The organism is Anoxybacillus andreesenii (genome assembly GCF_030813005.1).
GTDB classification, from domain to species: Bacteria; Bacillota; Bacilli; order Bacillales; family Cytobacillaceae; genus Robertmurraya; species Robertmurraya andreesenii.
Genome location: NZ_JAUSTU010000034.1, coordinates 1 through 13,603, shown reverse-complemented (window position 1 = coordinate 13,603; position 13,603 = coordinate 1). Strand labels below are relative to the sequence as shown.

Annotated in this window: 12 protein-coding genes; 10 read left to right on the top strand and 2 right to left on the bottom strand. The window is 37.4% G+C overall.

Going from position 1 to position 13,603, the window contains the following annotated elements; genetic code table 11:
- Positions 1 to 6 precede the first annotated feature (6 nt).
- Positions 7 to 1,218: a methylamine utilization protein MauJ gene (mauJ, locus tag J2S07_RS19750; protein ID WP_307152126.1), complete on the top strand. Its 1,212-nt coding sequence runs from the start codon at positions 7 to 9 to the stop codon at positions 1,216 to 1,218.
- Between the two features lie 223 nt (positions 1,219 to 1,441).
- Here mauJ and J2S07_RS19745 read toward each other — a convergent pair whose 3' ends face one another.
- A complete protein-coding gene (locus J2S07_RS19745; RefSeq protein WP_307152125.1) occupies positions 1,442 to 2,341 on the bottom strand; it encodes an alpha/beta hydrolase family protein in 900 nt (299 codons plus the stop codon).
- A gap of 162 nt (positions 2,342 to 2,503) precedes the next feature.
- On the opposite strand from J2S07_RS19745, the gene J2S07_RS19740 reads away from it, so the two are divergent.
- From J2S07_RS19740 to J2S07_RS19720, 5 genes are all read left to right on the top strand, one after another.
- Positions 2,504 to 3,013: a MarR family winged helix-turn-helix transcriptional regulator gene (locus tag J2S07_RS19740; protein WP_307152124.1), complete on the top strand. Its 510-nt coding sequence runs from the start codon at positions 2,504 to 2,506 to the stop codon at positions 3,011 to 3,013.
- Between the two features lie 528 nt (positions 3,014 to 3,541).
- Positions 3,542 to 4,798 carry a sigma-70 family RNA polymerase sigma factor gene (locus tag J2S07_RS19735; RefSeq protein ID WP_307152123.1) on the top strand — a complete coding sequence of 419 codons (1,257 nt, stop codon included), beginning with the start codon at positions 3,542 to 3,544 and terminating at the stop codon, positions 4,796 to 4,798.
- Positions 4,799 to 4,818: 20 nt separating this feature from the next.
- A complete protein-coding gene (locus J2S07_RS19730) occupies positions 4,819 to 7,185 on the top strand; it encodes a molybdopterin-containing oxidoreductase family protein (protein ID WP_307152122.1) in 2,367 nt (788 codons plus the stop codon).
- Positions 7,186 to 7,188: 3 nt separating this feature from the next.
- Positions 7,189 to 7,734, top strand: a complete 546-nt coding sequence (locus J2S07_RS19725) for a 4Fe-4S dicluster domain-containing protein (RefSeq protein WP_307152121.1) — start codon at positions 7,189 to 7,191, stop codon at positions 7,732 to 7,734.
- 21 nt (positions 7,735 to 7,755) lie between these two features.
- Positions 7,756 to 8,619, top strand: coding sequence for a dimethyl sulfoxide reductase anchor subunit family protein (locus tag J2S07_RS19720; protein WP_307152120.1), 864 nt, complete (start codon positions 7,756 to 7,758; stop codon positions 8,617 to 8,619).
- Positions 8,620 to 8,801: 182 nt separating this feature from the next.
- Here the strand turns inward: J2S07_RS19720 and J2S07_RS19715 are convergent, their stop codons facing one another.
- Positions 8,802 to 9,290, bottom strand: a complete 489-nt coding sequence (locus tag J2S07_RS19715; RefSeq protein WP_307152119.1) for a sigma-70 family RNA polymerase sigma factor — start codon at positions 9,288 to 9,290, stop codon at positions 8,802 to 8,804.
- A 90-nt stretch (positions 9,291 to 9,380) separates the two neighbouring features.
- On the opposite strand from J2S07_RS19715, the gene J2S07_RS19710 reads away from it, so the two are divergent.
- The 4 genes from J2S07_RS19710 to J2S07_RS19695 all read left to right on the top strand — a co-directional run bounded on the left by J2S07_RS19710 (position 9,381) and on the right by J2S07_RS19695 (position 12,958).
- Positions 9,381 to 9,647, top strand: a complete 267-nt coding sequence (locus J2S07_RS19710; protein ID WP_307152118.1) for a hypothetical protein — start codon at positions 9,381 to 9,383, stop codon at positions 9,645 to 9,647.
- Positions 9,648 to 9,966: 319 nt separating this feature from the next.
- Positions 9,967 to 10,500, top strand: coding sequence for a competence protein ComK (locus J2S07_RS19705; protein ID WP_307152117.1), 534 nt, complete (start codon positions 9,967 to 9,969; stop codon positions 10,498 to 10,500).
- A gap of 270 nt (positions 10,501 to 10,770) precedes the next feature.
- Positions 10,771 to 12,372, top strand: coding sequence for a WG repeat-containing protein (locus J2S07_RS19700; protein WP_307152116.1), 1,602 nt, complete (start codon positions 10,771 to 10,773; stop codon positions 12,370 to 12,372).
- 97 nt (positions 12,373 to 12,469) lie between these two features.
- Positions 12,470 to 12,958 carry a hypothetical protein gene (locus tag J2S07_RS19695; protein ID WP_307152115.1) on the top strand — a complete coding sequence of 163 codons (489 nt, stop codon included), beginning with the start codon at positions 12,470 to 12,472 and terminating at the stop codon, positions 12,956 to 12,958.
- Positions 12,959 to 13,603 lie beyond the last annotated feature (645 nt).

Sequence of the window (13,603 nt, the reverse complement as noted above, 5' to 3'; positions counted from 1 at the left end):
AATAAAATGGCTAGTTTAATGGGTCTTAAAGTAGCTGATAAAGAATCATCACATTGTTGTGGAGCAGCGTTTTTATTATCGCAAAATAAAATAAACTACAATGGCATAATTCAAGTTAACAATAGTTGGGATGTAGTAGTAGGCTCATCCATATTTCCTTACGTAATAGCAAGAGGAAATATTAGCACTTCTGATACATCAATTATTAAAAGTTCCGCCTATAATGCCGTACAGCAAGCATTTGATCTTTTGTCAATAGAGTCCTCAATAAATCTATCGACTGCTCACATAGATAATGAATATATTTTGTGGTGGAAAGAGAAAGGTCAACAATACATTAGGTTTGTTTTTACAAATGTTATTAGTATTGAAGGTGAGGTAGAAGCATTTTCAGTTGATAAAGAAGGAAATATGATAAAGATTCCTACAAATACTCCGGTCTATGACCAGTGTTTAAGATATTATCGACTATCTCAAACTACTGACGATTTGTATGATTCTTTTAGAAATATGTACCTCTGTTTTGAATTACTCTTAAGTTCTTATTATCGAAGAGGCAGGTTAAAAGAAGGTGAATGGATAAAGACAGCATTAGCTAAGATGAAAAATCAAAAAGAAATTTCCGAAATCCTAGGCTGTGAAGAAGAGAAAGTCGCAGAGATCTTTCATAAAAGAATCTATAAAGAAACAAGATGCAAGATGTTCCACGCAAAGAAGGATCTAGCTATATTGCTACCAAATCATTACTCAGGTAGAAGGATAGTCCAAAGCTCCCTATTCGATCTAGGAAGGATCGTTATATTAATGGCAAATGAGTTTCTTGGAGTGGAAAAGAGATCGGTATTCACTGAACATTTATTCAATCGTCTTGTTGACGACCATGCTATAGGAGATTTTATGGTACTCTCCAAAACAGCGCAGGATGTAATAAATAACTCCAAAAAGGGGAGTACCCAGGAAGAAGAATATAAATTTCCGGTAAAGATTTATAGAAATCCCTCCTACCCACAAACACAAACATACAGTATTGAGGTGGATAAAGAGGAGATTAGAAAGATTGATATGCTGAGCCATTTTAATATTGTATCTGAGAAAGGGGTCTCTTGTGTAAATAAAGTAAAAAGGGAATTTTCAACAGAGAATATTGAAAAATTCCAAATTCATATAAATCTTCATTATCGGAATGGCAATCTACCAAACATTTATTTTAAAAAATAGATCAGGAAAAGTTCAAGTGATTTACGCAAATTACAGCTCTGAGGAGTAAATTTTATTAGTATTGCCCTGACGGGCAAAATTTGTCTTTTTAGAAAGTAAAATTTTACCAGTACTCTTATTTTTATTTTTACCAAAAAAGCTAATCCAATGTTCTCTTCTGGTATTTAATTGGTAATTGAAACAACTCTTTCTTAACATCACATCCTTTGTTATAATGAAACTGCTAGGTAAACCGTACTTGTATTGGTTTATCCAAAGCAGCTATGTCCTCATCTGTTATTTTGCGGGTCCGAATCGCTTCAAACAGATTTGAGGATTTTTCTTTTGCCGTTTTTTTGAACGTAAGCGTAAAAATGGAGTTAATGGCTACTAAGCCTTCAGGGGCATTGTTGGAGAGATCTCCATTTCCTTGAGATAAGTCATAATTCCCCTCGTCAAATTGACCATAAATTAGGCCAAAGTTTGCATGGATTTGACTAAACACTTCTTCACTCGATAAACGGATATTTCCTATCGGCAGTCCTGCTGTGACTTTATTTAAAGAATTAGCATATTTCAGTTCGCTATCTGTTACTTCCTCTCCACCTTCTGAATCCGGAGCCTTCGCTTCTTCTAATGCTGCATAATATTGTGAACCATAATACATTAATGTTAGCCATGTAGACATCCCGCCCATAGAATGACCCATGACACCGATTCGGGCATTATCTATGTAATCTAAATTTTTGTAGGCAAATTCCACAAGGGGGATCATTCCCACCCCATTTGCAGCAACTGCCTCCATGACAGGTTGACTCGCCGAGCTTGATTTTCCATGATAATAGGCATCGAATGTCATGACTGCGATACTTCTTCGTGATAATTCGATAGCATTGATATTTTGCATATGTCTGTTGTTTAAATAACCATGCTCCGTAATAACTAAGGGTACCTTGTTGTCTGAGCTCGAATCTTTAGGTTTGTAAATTTGTCCAGACAACCACTGTCCATTTTCAGTCGGAATCCTGAAATCAATAATTTCTGTCTTTCCGAAGGAAGTTTGTAATAAGCTAGAGAAACAAACGCTTACAATAATCATAAAAACAGAAACGACAAGCAACCTTCTTATACTCTTCTTCTCCATAATATCCCCCTCTATAAAAACTGTATAGTTTCCAATGGAAACTATATAGTTTTTATACTACACTTTTCAAACGAAAGCAATAGAGATTTTTTCTCCTTTGTTGAAGTATGTTTTTTTGATATAATTTGAAGAGCTAAAATGATTGAGAGAAGGGTGATTTCTATGTCACTAGGATGGATGGGGAAAAACAGGGTATTTGTTGAAAAACTCGTGAAATTCGGGAATGCCTATGCGAATTCCTATAAGAAAGAATATCCCTATAATACTTCTTTTCAATTTTCAGCTGCCCAAATTCAAGTACTTGAATATATTCTGGAGAATGAAGATAAGAACCAGAACATGCTTGAGATCGCAAATCGATTGGGTATCTCCAAAAGCGCGTTCTCGAAAAATGTAAAGAAAATGGTGGATAAAGGGCTGCTCGAAAAATATCATACCTCAGAAAATAAGAAAAATATTATTATTAAGGCCACACAAGCCGGTAAAGAAGTATATGAGCAATACGCAAAATACGCCTATGAAAAATCCTTCAAGGAAATCTTTTCCCTACTAGATGAAATCCCTGAACAGTATGTTGAAAAAATGGAAGAAATACTAGATATCGCAGCTAAAGCTACCTCAGAAAAAGCGAAACAGGAAAAAGAGGTTACACTCATTCGTATCGAAGAATAAGAGAAGGGGTGGTGAGAGGTACCACCCGAATAACTCTTGCAGTTGGATCAAACGATTGATTGAATCGTTATTAACGGTTTTCTCCTATTCTCCCGACCATCTTCTCTCTTGCACCCTTCATGATAACGGCAAAGGAACATGGTAACTTGGATAATATCTATAGAAATTATTTGTAGGAAGATATATAGAAAGAAAAGTCCCGCAGAGAGAAAGCTGCGGGGCTTTTGTGCGTTTGGCGGCGCATAGAACAAAAGGGGTGCAAGTTACTAACACGTAGAAAGTGGAGATAGATTAGTAAACGACATAGGGAATTGGTCCGTCCCTGAATAAACCCGTTTTAACACTCAGGGACTAAGCTGCAACGAAATACTTTTTAAGATCTGTCGCTATTTCAATTTATTTTATAAAAATGTTAAACAAGAGTTAAGAATATGTGAAAACATTATCAAACTTTCCGAAACATTTTCATAATAGCATACAATGGTCTTATCGTACGATTCTCATAACTTTCACGTGGGAGTGACACTAGTGAGTAAATGTGAAAGACTATACAACGACTATTACGGAGATGTGTTTAATTTTGTTCAATCTCGTCTTCGGCATACACAGGAGGGGATTGTCTCTGATATTGTTCAGGAAACGTTTGCTCGGGTATGTGAACACGAAGAATTAATTGAACAATTTGATCGCGAAAAAACTAAAGCATGGCTTTTAAAGGTTGCCCATCATATTTGTATTGATTACTGGAGAAAGTCGAGGAAATTTGAGGAAGACTTAATTTCCGACTTCGATGCCCTCTCCAAGGAATTTATGTATGATGGTGAAATTGAAGAACAGCTCCATTCTCAGCTATTAAAAGACCTTATCTTGGAACTGCTCTCAAGTTTAAAGATTGAGCATCAGCAAGCAATATATCTATATGACCTTCAGCATTCTTCTTACAAGGAATGTGCGAGAAAAATGGACATGACGGAAGTCGCTTTTACTTCCTTATTAAAAAGAGCAAGAAAAGCATTCAAAACCAAGGTTCTTGAAGCATATGATTCAAGGCTTATGAAGATGGAACTATCAGACTATGAGCGCCGCACAATTAGAAAATGGTTCGATATTTTAAATGTCACCCATAACTTAGATGAGTTAGTTTCATTAAAAACTAGTGAATTTTTCAATGGCTTTATTGAAAAATATGACAGCTTTCGAAATGAGACATATCCACATGGATTAAATAATTTCCTTATTTCACTAGCTTCTGTTCATAAGAAATCAATCGTTGCTGATTTTGGATGTGGGACAGGAAGTTTAACGATGAAGCTTGCACCCCTTGTACAAAAGATTTATGCCGTTGACCATTCAAAGGAAATGATTCATACCATCCAATCATTAAAGAAAAGACATAAAAATATTGAACCCGCTTTACTGGATGTAACAAAAGGACTTTCCGATCTAGGAGGGAAAGTTGATATCGGCTTTTCTTGCATGCTCCTTCACCATATATTTGATCCAGAAACAGCAATAGCTGAGATGGCAAATGCACTTGCACCAGGAGGACAGCTTGTGATTGCCGATTTAATTCACACTATTGAGGATTGGAGAAATAAAGAAAGCCATGATTTTTGGTCGGGATTCAAAATTGAGCAGCTGAAAGGGTGGCTAGAAAACGCTAATTTAAAGGTTCTACAAATTGGAGAACAACAGCAGTACGCCTTTCGTTTTACTGATAAAAAGGATGCAAATAAAAAAATAGAAGTTCCTTTGCTATTTGCACACTCGGTTAAGATGGGATAGCAATCATGGGAGGGAATAAAATGGCTAACAAAATTCAAGAAAAACTCGATATTTTCTCAAGAACAAAAATGAATCGTCGCCATTTCTTGAAAACAACAAGTGCTGCAGGTGCAGCTACATTAGCATCAACAGGAAGCTACCAAGTGCTAAAGGATGTAGCTTTGGAGCAGCCAAAAGCATACGGTGCAGAACTGGAAAGGTTTGAAACCTTTCGTTCATCTTGTGCAATGGAATGCTTACACTGTAATTTAACCGCTTTTGTGAGGGATGGAAAGGTTGTTAAGGTGGAAGCTAGCGAAGATTTCAACGTTAAGGGCTGCCTTCGTGGGATGAGTCGTTCGCAATGGGTGAATCATGAACAGCGGCTCAAAAAACCGATGCTTCGTAAAGGCAAGAAGGGCTCTGGAGAATTCAAGGAAATTTCATGGGATGAAGCTCTAGACTTAATTATTGAAAAAATCAATGAAACGAAGAAGAAGCTAGGAAATAAAGGATTGTTGCTTGAGAATGCTTCTGGAAATATGGATGCCATTAAAAACTCTATGGCAGGTGCCTTCTTTGATTATATAGGCGGGGCAACAAAACCAGCAGGCTCCCTTTGTTGTTCAGCTGTTGCTGCCGCAATGAATCCAATGGTAGGCTTTCGATATGTTGACACAAGAGATACGATTCGCGACAGTAAATATATTATTTGCTGGGGCAATAACCCCGCAGTAACGATGCAGGCATATTTTAAAGAATATGAGGAGGCGATGCGGAACGGTGCGAGACTAATCGTCATTGATCCTCGCTTCAATGAAACAGCTGCTAGGGCTCATGAATGGATTCCGATTAATCCAAGCACAGACACAGCACTTGCTCTAGGCATGCTCAACATTATTATCAAAGAAGATTTAATTGACCGTCCATTCCTGGTTGAACATACGGGGGCTGTTTACCTTGTTGATGAAAAGGGTGAGCTCGTTCGCGAAAACCCGGAAGATCCTGATTCTTATCTTGTCTATGATCTTAACAAGAAGTCACTTGTACGTCATGATACACAAGGCATTCAAGTGGCATTATCAGCAGAAGAGGCTGAACTACCAAATGGTTATCGCACAGTATTTGACCTTATTAAAGAACAGGCCGTAGAATGGACTCCTGAAAAAACAGAAGCGGAAACAGATGTCCCTAAAGGAACAATTATTCGTTTAGCACGTGAGTATGCTCTTTCGAAACCATCGATGATTATTCAAAATATGTCAGGTGCACAAAGAACAGAATACGGCACTTATGTAGCCGCAAGTCAATTTTATCTAGCAATCGTGACTGGAAATATTGGAAAGGCAGGAACTGGTGTATGTGATGCAGGGGGCGTAACACAATTTGTCAAGATTAACCCACCTGTTGTCGCTCCAGAGCTAAAAGAGGAATTACCAAAAATCCCTATTTCCAAATTGGGAGAAAGCATCGTCAACAGTAATCCAACGGAAATTGGCTTCTGGTGGATAATGACAACAAGCCCAATGACCCAAGTGCCAAACACCAATATGGTCCGTAAAGCATTGGAAAAAGTACCATTTGTTGTCGTAGCAGATAATTTAATGACATCTACAGCTCTTTACGCTGATCTTATTCTTCCCGTTACAACGATTTTTGAAGACACCAGCTTAATGGCCGGGGTTAGAAGCCATTATATTCAACTAATGGAACAAGCGGTTGAGCCACCAGGTGAAGCAAAGCCAGATTATTGGATTTTTGCCCAGCTAGCCAACAGACTTGGCTTTGGAGAAGCCTTTGACAAACCAATTGAAGAGCATATTAAGGCATGTCTTGAGGGAATAGGAGTCACACTTGAGCAGCTAAGGAAAGGACCTGTTAAGCCTGTGGCCACGCCGTCTATTCCATTCAAAGACGGGGAATTCAGAACAACGACTAAGAAAGCCCATCTTTTTGTTGAGGATTGGAAGTTAAAGAACTATAGTCCAATTGTTACTTATATACAGGCAGATGAATTTGCAAAAAATAAAACTAGCAAACTCGTAGAAAAATATCCATTAATGGCCATTCAATATAAGATGCCAAGAAGCATTCATTCAAGCTTTAGTACATTACCATGGATTAATGAGGTTCACCAAAGCGAGCCTGAGACACTCATCCATCCGAATGATGCGAAGAAACGAGGTATCAAAGACGGTCAAAAAGTTGTTGTGTTCAATGACCGCGGTGAGCATCATGTAAAGGCAGTGATCACACCTCACATTAAAGAAGGCGTCGTTGCACTTCAAAATGGCTGGTGGGAACAGCAGGGTGGGAGCAGTAGCCATGTGACGAACGACAAAGTAGAAGCACTTGGAAGTGGGCAGTCCTGTAACAACACACTTGTGGATATTCGTAAGGAGGACTAGGACATGGCACAATATGGTTTTGTTATCAATCTAAAGGATTGCTATGGTTGTAAAACTTGTGCGGTTGCTTGTAAATCGGAAAACCAGACTCCTGCTGGCGTTCAATGGAGAAAAGTAAGAGAATTTAGAACTGGCAATCCGAATGAGATTAATTTTATCTCCATGTCATGTAATCATTGTGATGAGCCACAATGTATGGAGGTTTGTCCGGTATCTGCCTATACAAAACGAGAAAAGGATGGCATTGTCATTCAAGATCATGAGCGCTGTCTCGGCTGTCGTTCATGCGTGATGGCATGTCCGTACGGCGCACCGCAATATGATCCTGTTGAGAAAAAGGTAAGTAAATGTGATATGTGTGTAGACTTAGTTGATCAAGGCTTACAGCCCAAATGTGTGCAAGCGTGTCCAGCTAGTGTATTGAAATGGGGAGAAATTAGCGAATTACGCGCTCAGTTTGGCAATGACATAGAAGTAATCGAGAGCAAATATCATATGCCAAGGCATAAAATTAGTAAGCCAAATGTTGTCATCATCGCAACACATTAAAGGGAGAAGGAGGCAATTATGATGGAGGCATATGAATTTCCGTTAGTTATTTTCACCGTTTTAAGTCAGTGGGCTGTAGGGATTGTGTTAGCTGTCGTTCTCTTGGAATGGCTAAAACCGAAGTTTATGAATTCATTTGGAAAAAAGGTATTAAAAGCACCTATTCTAGCATCATTTCTACTATCCGTTATAGCTGCATTAACATCAATGTTTCACTTAAATAATCCGTTTAAAAGTTACACAAGTTTGCTCGGTTCTTCACATTCTTGGTTAAGTAGAGAGATAATTACTGTACTTATCTTTAATGCCTTTCTATTATTACTTACTTATGTATGGTGGAAAAAAGCTGAATCAACTTCTATGAGAAAAGGGCTTGGAACTGTCACAGCCGTATTTGGAATTCTAATGGTGATTAGTTCGGCAACCGTTTACTTCTCAATTCCACTTCATCCAACCTGGCATAATTGGACAACCTATGCAAATTTCCTATTAACTGGCTTGTTATTAGGAGCATTAACAGTTGTTTATTTTGCCCTTAAAGGAAAAGATGAAGAAAGAGACTCCAGTGTTGTACGAATTCTTGGCATTTATCTAGCACTTATCATTTTTGCATTAATCGCTACGATTGGTGCATTTGCACTAATCTCAAGTGGAGCAGAAGAAAGTCAATTCGCTGCAACTATTTCATTCACATCCATCTTGTTTTGGATTCGTATTTTTGGAAGCCTGCTTATTCCAACATCGCTTGTTATTATATTTATGTTCGGTAAGAAAATGATATCGCTGAACTATGTATTAGCAGCTACCTTCCTTGTTCTGCTAGGTGAAGTATCAGGGCGCATGATTTTTTACTCATCCGTCATGAGTCAATACCCATGGTTCTGATTACTGTATAAAGGGAGACGAGGGACAGGTCCCTCGTCCCCTTTATTACTAAATAAAAGGCGACAGGGTGGTGCCAGTCACCACCCAAATCTTGTCGAAAGATTAGTAGACAACTATGTGAATAGGTAGTTTGTTCGTATGATTGTTCTCGTAGCTTGATCAAACGATTGATCGTATCGTTATTACCTGTCTTTTCCTATTCTCTCAACTAGCTTTTCTCTTGCACCCTTCCTCCACGCTTTTACAGCAGATAGCGATACCTCTTCTTTCTCGGCAATCTCTTTAATCGACATATCCGCAAGCGCGGTATATAGCACCCATTTCTTTTGATTCTCCGTCAACGACCTGCAGTAGGATAGAATGGCTTCTACTTCAAGTGGGTTCTGCGAAGTTTCATCCACCATATTGTCCCAAAATTCCTCCTTCGGGGCGACACAAGCGTCCTCATGCTTTCGCCGCTTCGTTAAATCATTTAAAAGTCTCCCACGAATAAAGGCAAAGGCATAGCTGGAGAAGCTCCCCCTCGTTTCATCATAGCTATGACTGGCCTCCCACAATGCAATTAAACCAGTTTGATAGAATTCCTCCTGATTCTTGTAGATATTCAGGGTATGAATGATTTTCCAAATCATCGGTCCATACTGTTTGACGATCTCTTCAAAGTTATTCACGATTTTCCCTTTCAGGAAAGCGCGCAATCCATGTTATTCCCGGGTAGCTTTAACATAAAGGTTGCGGATGCACCAGTCGAATGAGGAAAAATGACTTTTTTCGTTGAAAAGGGGGAGAAAATTGATTTTTCTAGGGGGGGTATCGTTGTTTTAGTGGTGAAAATGGGGTGGAAATTGCAAGATAGGGTGATTTTGAAAGTTGTTGGGGATGGCCCCGAGCGGCATATTTGCTCAACTCGATTTTCCTTGCGGGTAGCAGACCCCCAGTTAGTCGGAGATATAATAGCCAACAAAGAAGGTATTTTAAAAATATTAACATTTTTGTCACAATATGGTTGTTTACTCTTTGATCCATAAACACTAATAAACTCAACCTTTTTAAGATAGATGTGCGTGGGCGCTACAAATAGAAGATTTTTTGGGAGTTTCATTTATGCCCGAGAAATGGTATGAATGAGTTATGGTAACAAATAGGAGACTTCGAGATTTACTGGCACCTTTCTCTAGCCCGCATAAATTTCTCTTTCCCCTTTGCAACTAGCAGTAACGCTAGACGAAATGGACCTTTAAATAAATATTTTATAAAAAGGTGGTCTGGCATGAAATATGTGTGTATGATGAACGTTTAGAATTGTTGGGAAGGTACACTTGGTCAAAAAGAAAGGTGTGATTACTCTTGTTCAAAGTTGATTACTATATTATTAATCGAAAATTTAAGTATATGTGTGGCCAATATGACCGGTGTGGAAATCTATGTACCATCGTGTTCGAAGTGAATAAGGTCTTCGTTGTCAATCGGTCCCCATTGAAAATCTTGAATGACAGTATTCTATGTACCGGTTACAACCTAGCAGGAGCCATGGAGTCATCGAAGATCTTGCTCAACCAAGAACAATTATGTCCCATTGTAGTTAACCCTAGGGAAGAAATCATTGTTTTTCCAACAAGAGCCCCTAACCATATCGATAACATCTGGTTTAACCCTCACCACATCAAGAGAACCACAAGCTACAACCGGAAAACACTAATCCAGTTCAGCGACGGTTCCTCCTTCATCTTTCCATCACGATTATCATTCTTTAATAGCAAGCTAAAAATTGCTGACCAATTAGAAGAAATGACTATGCATTCGCCGAACATGGCTTTCGTTATGATCCTGGATCCCAAAAATAGAAAGAAGAAAAAGAGAACAAAGAAGAAAGATAGCTGACTTCATTCAATCAAACGATTGATTGAGCCATTGAGGCAATAGAACAAGCCAATCTTCCGAGTTTCAATCAAATGTTTGATTAATAAACAGTCATTGCTCGTTGGACTAGGAGCAATGATTTTTTTTAGCTATGGGGTTTGAGTGGTTACGGAGCTCCCTTCTAGGGTATTTTTTACATAAATGTATTAATTTAATGAAATTATTATGGTATTATTATACTGAGTAATAAGAACTATTAAATTGAGTTAAGTAAATAGAGGAGCGGATGAATTGAAAAAATTTATGTGTTTGGTACTTGTTTTTCTTCTATGTTTTAGTCTTTTTCCTAGTGAGTTGAAGGCAGAAGTACCTTTTGAGGATTACATTGCCATACAGCCTAAATATGATTTTGCAAAAGAATTTAAAGAGGGACTAGCTGCTGTAAAAGTGGGGGATAAATGGGGATTTATTGATAAAACTGGTAAGGAAGTTATTAAACCTAAGTATGAGAATGTATATGGATTTAATGAAGGGCTCGCTGCTGTTAGATTAGGTAAAAAATGGGGATTTGTTGATAAAACTGGTAAAGAAGTCATTAAGCCTAAATATGATGAGGTATTTGGTTATTTAGCTGTTCTAGATGCAAAATTTAAAGAGGGTTTATCTGCTGTTTCGTTAAATGGTAAGTTTGGTTATATTGATAAAACTGGAAAAGAAGTGATTAAGCATAAATATTTGTATGCCAATCATTTTAGCGAAGGTTTGGCAGTTGTAGAAGATGGTTATATTGATAAAACTGGAAAATTAATAATAAAGGATTCTCCAAGCTACGATATTGGAAGAGAAGATTTCAGTGAAGGTTTGGCAAGTGTAAGTGTAATGGGCAAACATGTGAATGATATATTATATGGCTATATAAATAAATCTGGAAAGTTAGTAATTAAACCAAAATATAAAGTTGCATATAGTTTTAGTGAAGGTCTTGCAGCGGTTGAAATTGATGGAAAATTTGGCTTTATTAATAAAGAAGGTAAAGTGGTTATAAAACCTACATATTATGTAGCAAGAGATTTTAGTGAAGGCTTAGCAAGCATAACGTTGGAAAAAGATAAGAGATTGGTAGATGGATATATTAACAAAAAGGGAGAAGTCGTAGGAAAGATACAATATGGTAGAACATCTGATTTTAGTGAAGGCATAGCCTCTGTTTTTTCTATGAAATATTATAGATGGGGTATTATGGATAAGTCAGGAAAGGAACTTATACCTGCGGAGAATCCCGGATATGTAGGGAAGTCTAGTGAAGGATTAATCGTATTTAGTACGGATAATAAAAAATACGGCTATTTGAAGAATCCATTAGGTGCTATCTCGCAGTATAAGGACTTTTTCCCAGACGAATATTGGTCGCAGCCAATGGAATGGGCTGTGAATGAAAATATTATTAAAGGCTATGCAGAAACCAATGGTACTTATATAAAGCCGACACAGACACTGACTGAAGCGGAGTGGATCACATTGTTCTTCCGCGAAATTTTTAAAGAGGAGTTAACATCTTTAGAAAAGCAAAATGCTGGAAATTGGTGGGCAAATCCAAGCTATACTCTAGCATCTAAGTATAATATTAAAACAAAAGGTTCTATTACAAATCAGCAGGTTGCCAACCAGCCTATAACACGTGGTACTTTAGCACAAATGTTAGCATCTTTTATTAATAAGAAACAACTGACAGAAGAAGAAGCTATTCAGTTCTTATGGGAAAATAAATTGACAACTGAAGAGCCATCGCGTTACAAGCCTAATAACTCTCTTACACGTGCAGAGGCAATAACATTCTTTTTCCGTTATTATACTTCACAACTTGATAGGACTCCGGGAGTGATTTTGGAGTAATTCTCTGATATATCGTTTAAAGAATAACAGAGAGTTTTGTAATAGGAATTTTGAATTTTATTAGGATTAAGTATATATGGAAAGGTAGGAAAATAAATTGTTTAAACAGGCTATAGACACGATAAAGTCGATTAGGGTTGAAAAGACAAGCATTAACTTCCCAGGAATATCATTAGAATTAGGCATGAAGCAAAAAGAACAAATAACTCCTCAGTATCTAAGAGAACTCTACAAAATTCACTATACTTTATCACGCTTTTATTTTCTTTATCAAGGAAGACAAATGCATTTTGAGGAACCAGATGAATTGATACTCTCCATGAATGATGAGGCAATAGTTACTTATAGGAAATTGTCAGATGATTTACTGGATAGTGAGTATTTTCTCATATTGACTTCAGAAGAAAGAACTAAGATAAGGGAGTCCTTTGATTATGTGAACATGTGGGATACTTATTTGGATGCGAGTGATCAAAATTATGTTGAAGCAGACGACATTGAACCATATGTTCTAGAGTTATTAAACTTATATGAAAAAATAACTAAGCAGATTGAAGACATTGAAATTGAACTTGGAAACAAGTGATATGTTGTATTTTAGTTTAGTGGAGTACAGTGAGGAATCGGTACCAGGGAAAGGTTGCCTATCACTACTCCATAAATCTTGTTTCACGGTGAACCGAGGGTGCGAATTGCGAAAGAAAGCATCAAACGCTTTAGGAGCTTTAGGAAGAAGATTCGAAAATTACCTATTGGTTATATCTTGGTTTAGCGTTCCTTTACAAAGCATATGAATGGGCTAACTCCAGAAGGAAATACTAGAAGATCGTTATGTATTCCAATATCTATACAAAATCCTGGATATCTCTTGTTGGATTCAACGAAGGTTGAGATGTTCATTTGATTGTTTTCAAATTTCTACGTCAATCTTAATGGAACCGCCTTTATACTGAACGATATGTACGTTGGTGTAAGAAGTAGGGGCTGTCCAAAAAGTCAGAGTAATTGACTTTTTGGTGCCCCTTTCTTATTTCTACTATTTTTAAAAAAGCGCACAAAAAAATCGTCCAATTTAGTAAAATGTAAGTGACCAAACCAACATTTACAGAAAGGACGATTTTTATGTGTAATCAAATGACTACTACTGAAAATTATAACACTCAAATGGCTCTTCTTCCAGAGGTTGAGGAAATTTCTCCTCCTAAAAGACAATTAGCTCCTACATTCAAAC

What these genes read in the sequence shown, in the direction of transcription:
- mauJ (WP_307152126.1), top strand. Translation starts at nt 7, where the DNA reads ATGGCTAGTTTAATGGGTCTTAAAGTAGCTGATAAAGAATCATCACAT.
- J2S07_RS19745 (WP_307152125.1), bottom strand. Translation starts at nt 2,341, where the DNA reads ATGGAGAAGAAGAGTATAAGAAGGTTGCTTGTCGTTTCTGTTTTTATG.
- J2S07_RS19740 (WP_307152124.1), top strand. Translation starts at nt 2,504, where the DNA reads ATGTCACTAGGATGGATGGGGAAAAACAGGGTATTTGTTGAAAAACTC.
- J2S07_RS19730 (WP_307152122.1), top strand. Translation starts at nt 4,819, where the DNA reads ATGGCTAACAAAATTCAAGAAAAACTCGATATTTTCTCAAGAACAAAA.
- J2S07_RS19725 (WP_307152121.1), top strand. Translation starts at nt 7,189, where the DNA reads ATGGCACAATATGGTTTTGTTATCAATCTAAAGGATTGCTATGGTTGT.
- J2S07_RS19720 (WP_307152120.1), top strand. Translation starts at nt 7,756, where the DNA reads ATGGAGGCATATGAATTTCCGTTAGTTATTTTCACCGTTTTAAGTCAG.
- J2S07_RS19710 (WP_307152118.1), top strand. Translation starts at nt 9,381, where the DNA reads ATGACTTTTTTCGTTGAAAAGGGGGAGAAAATTGATTTTTCTAGGGGG.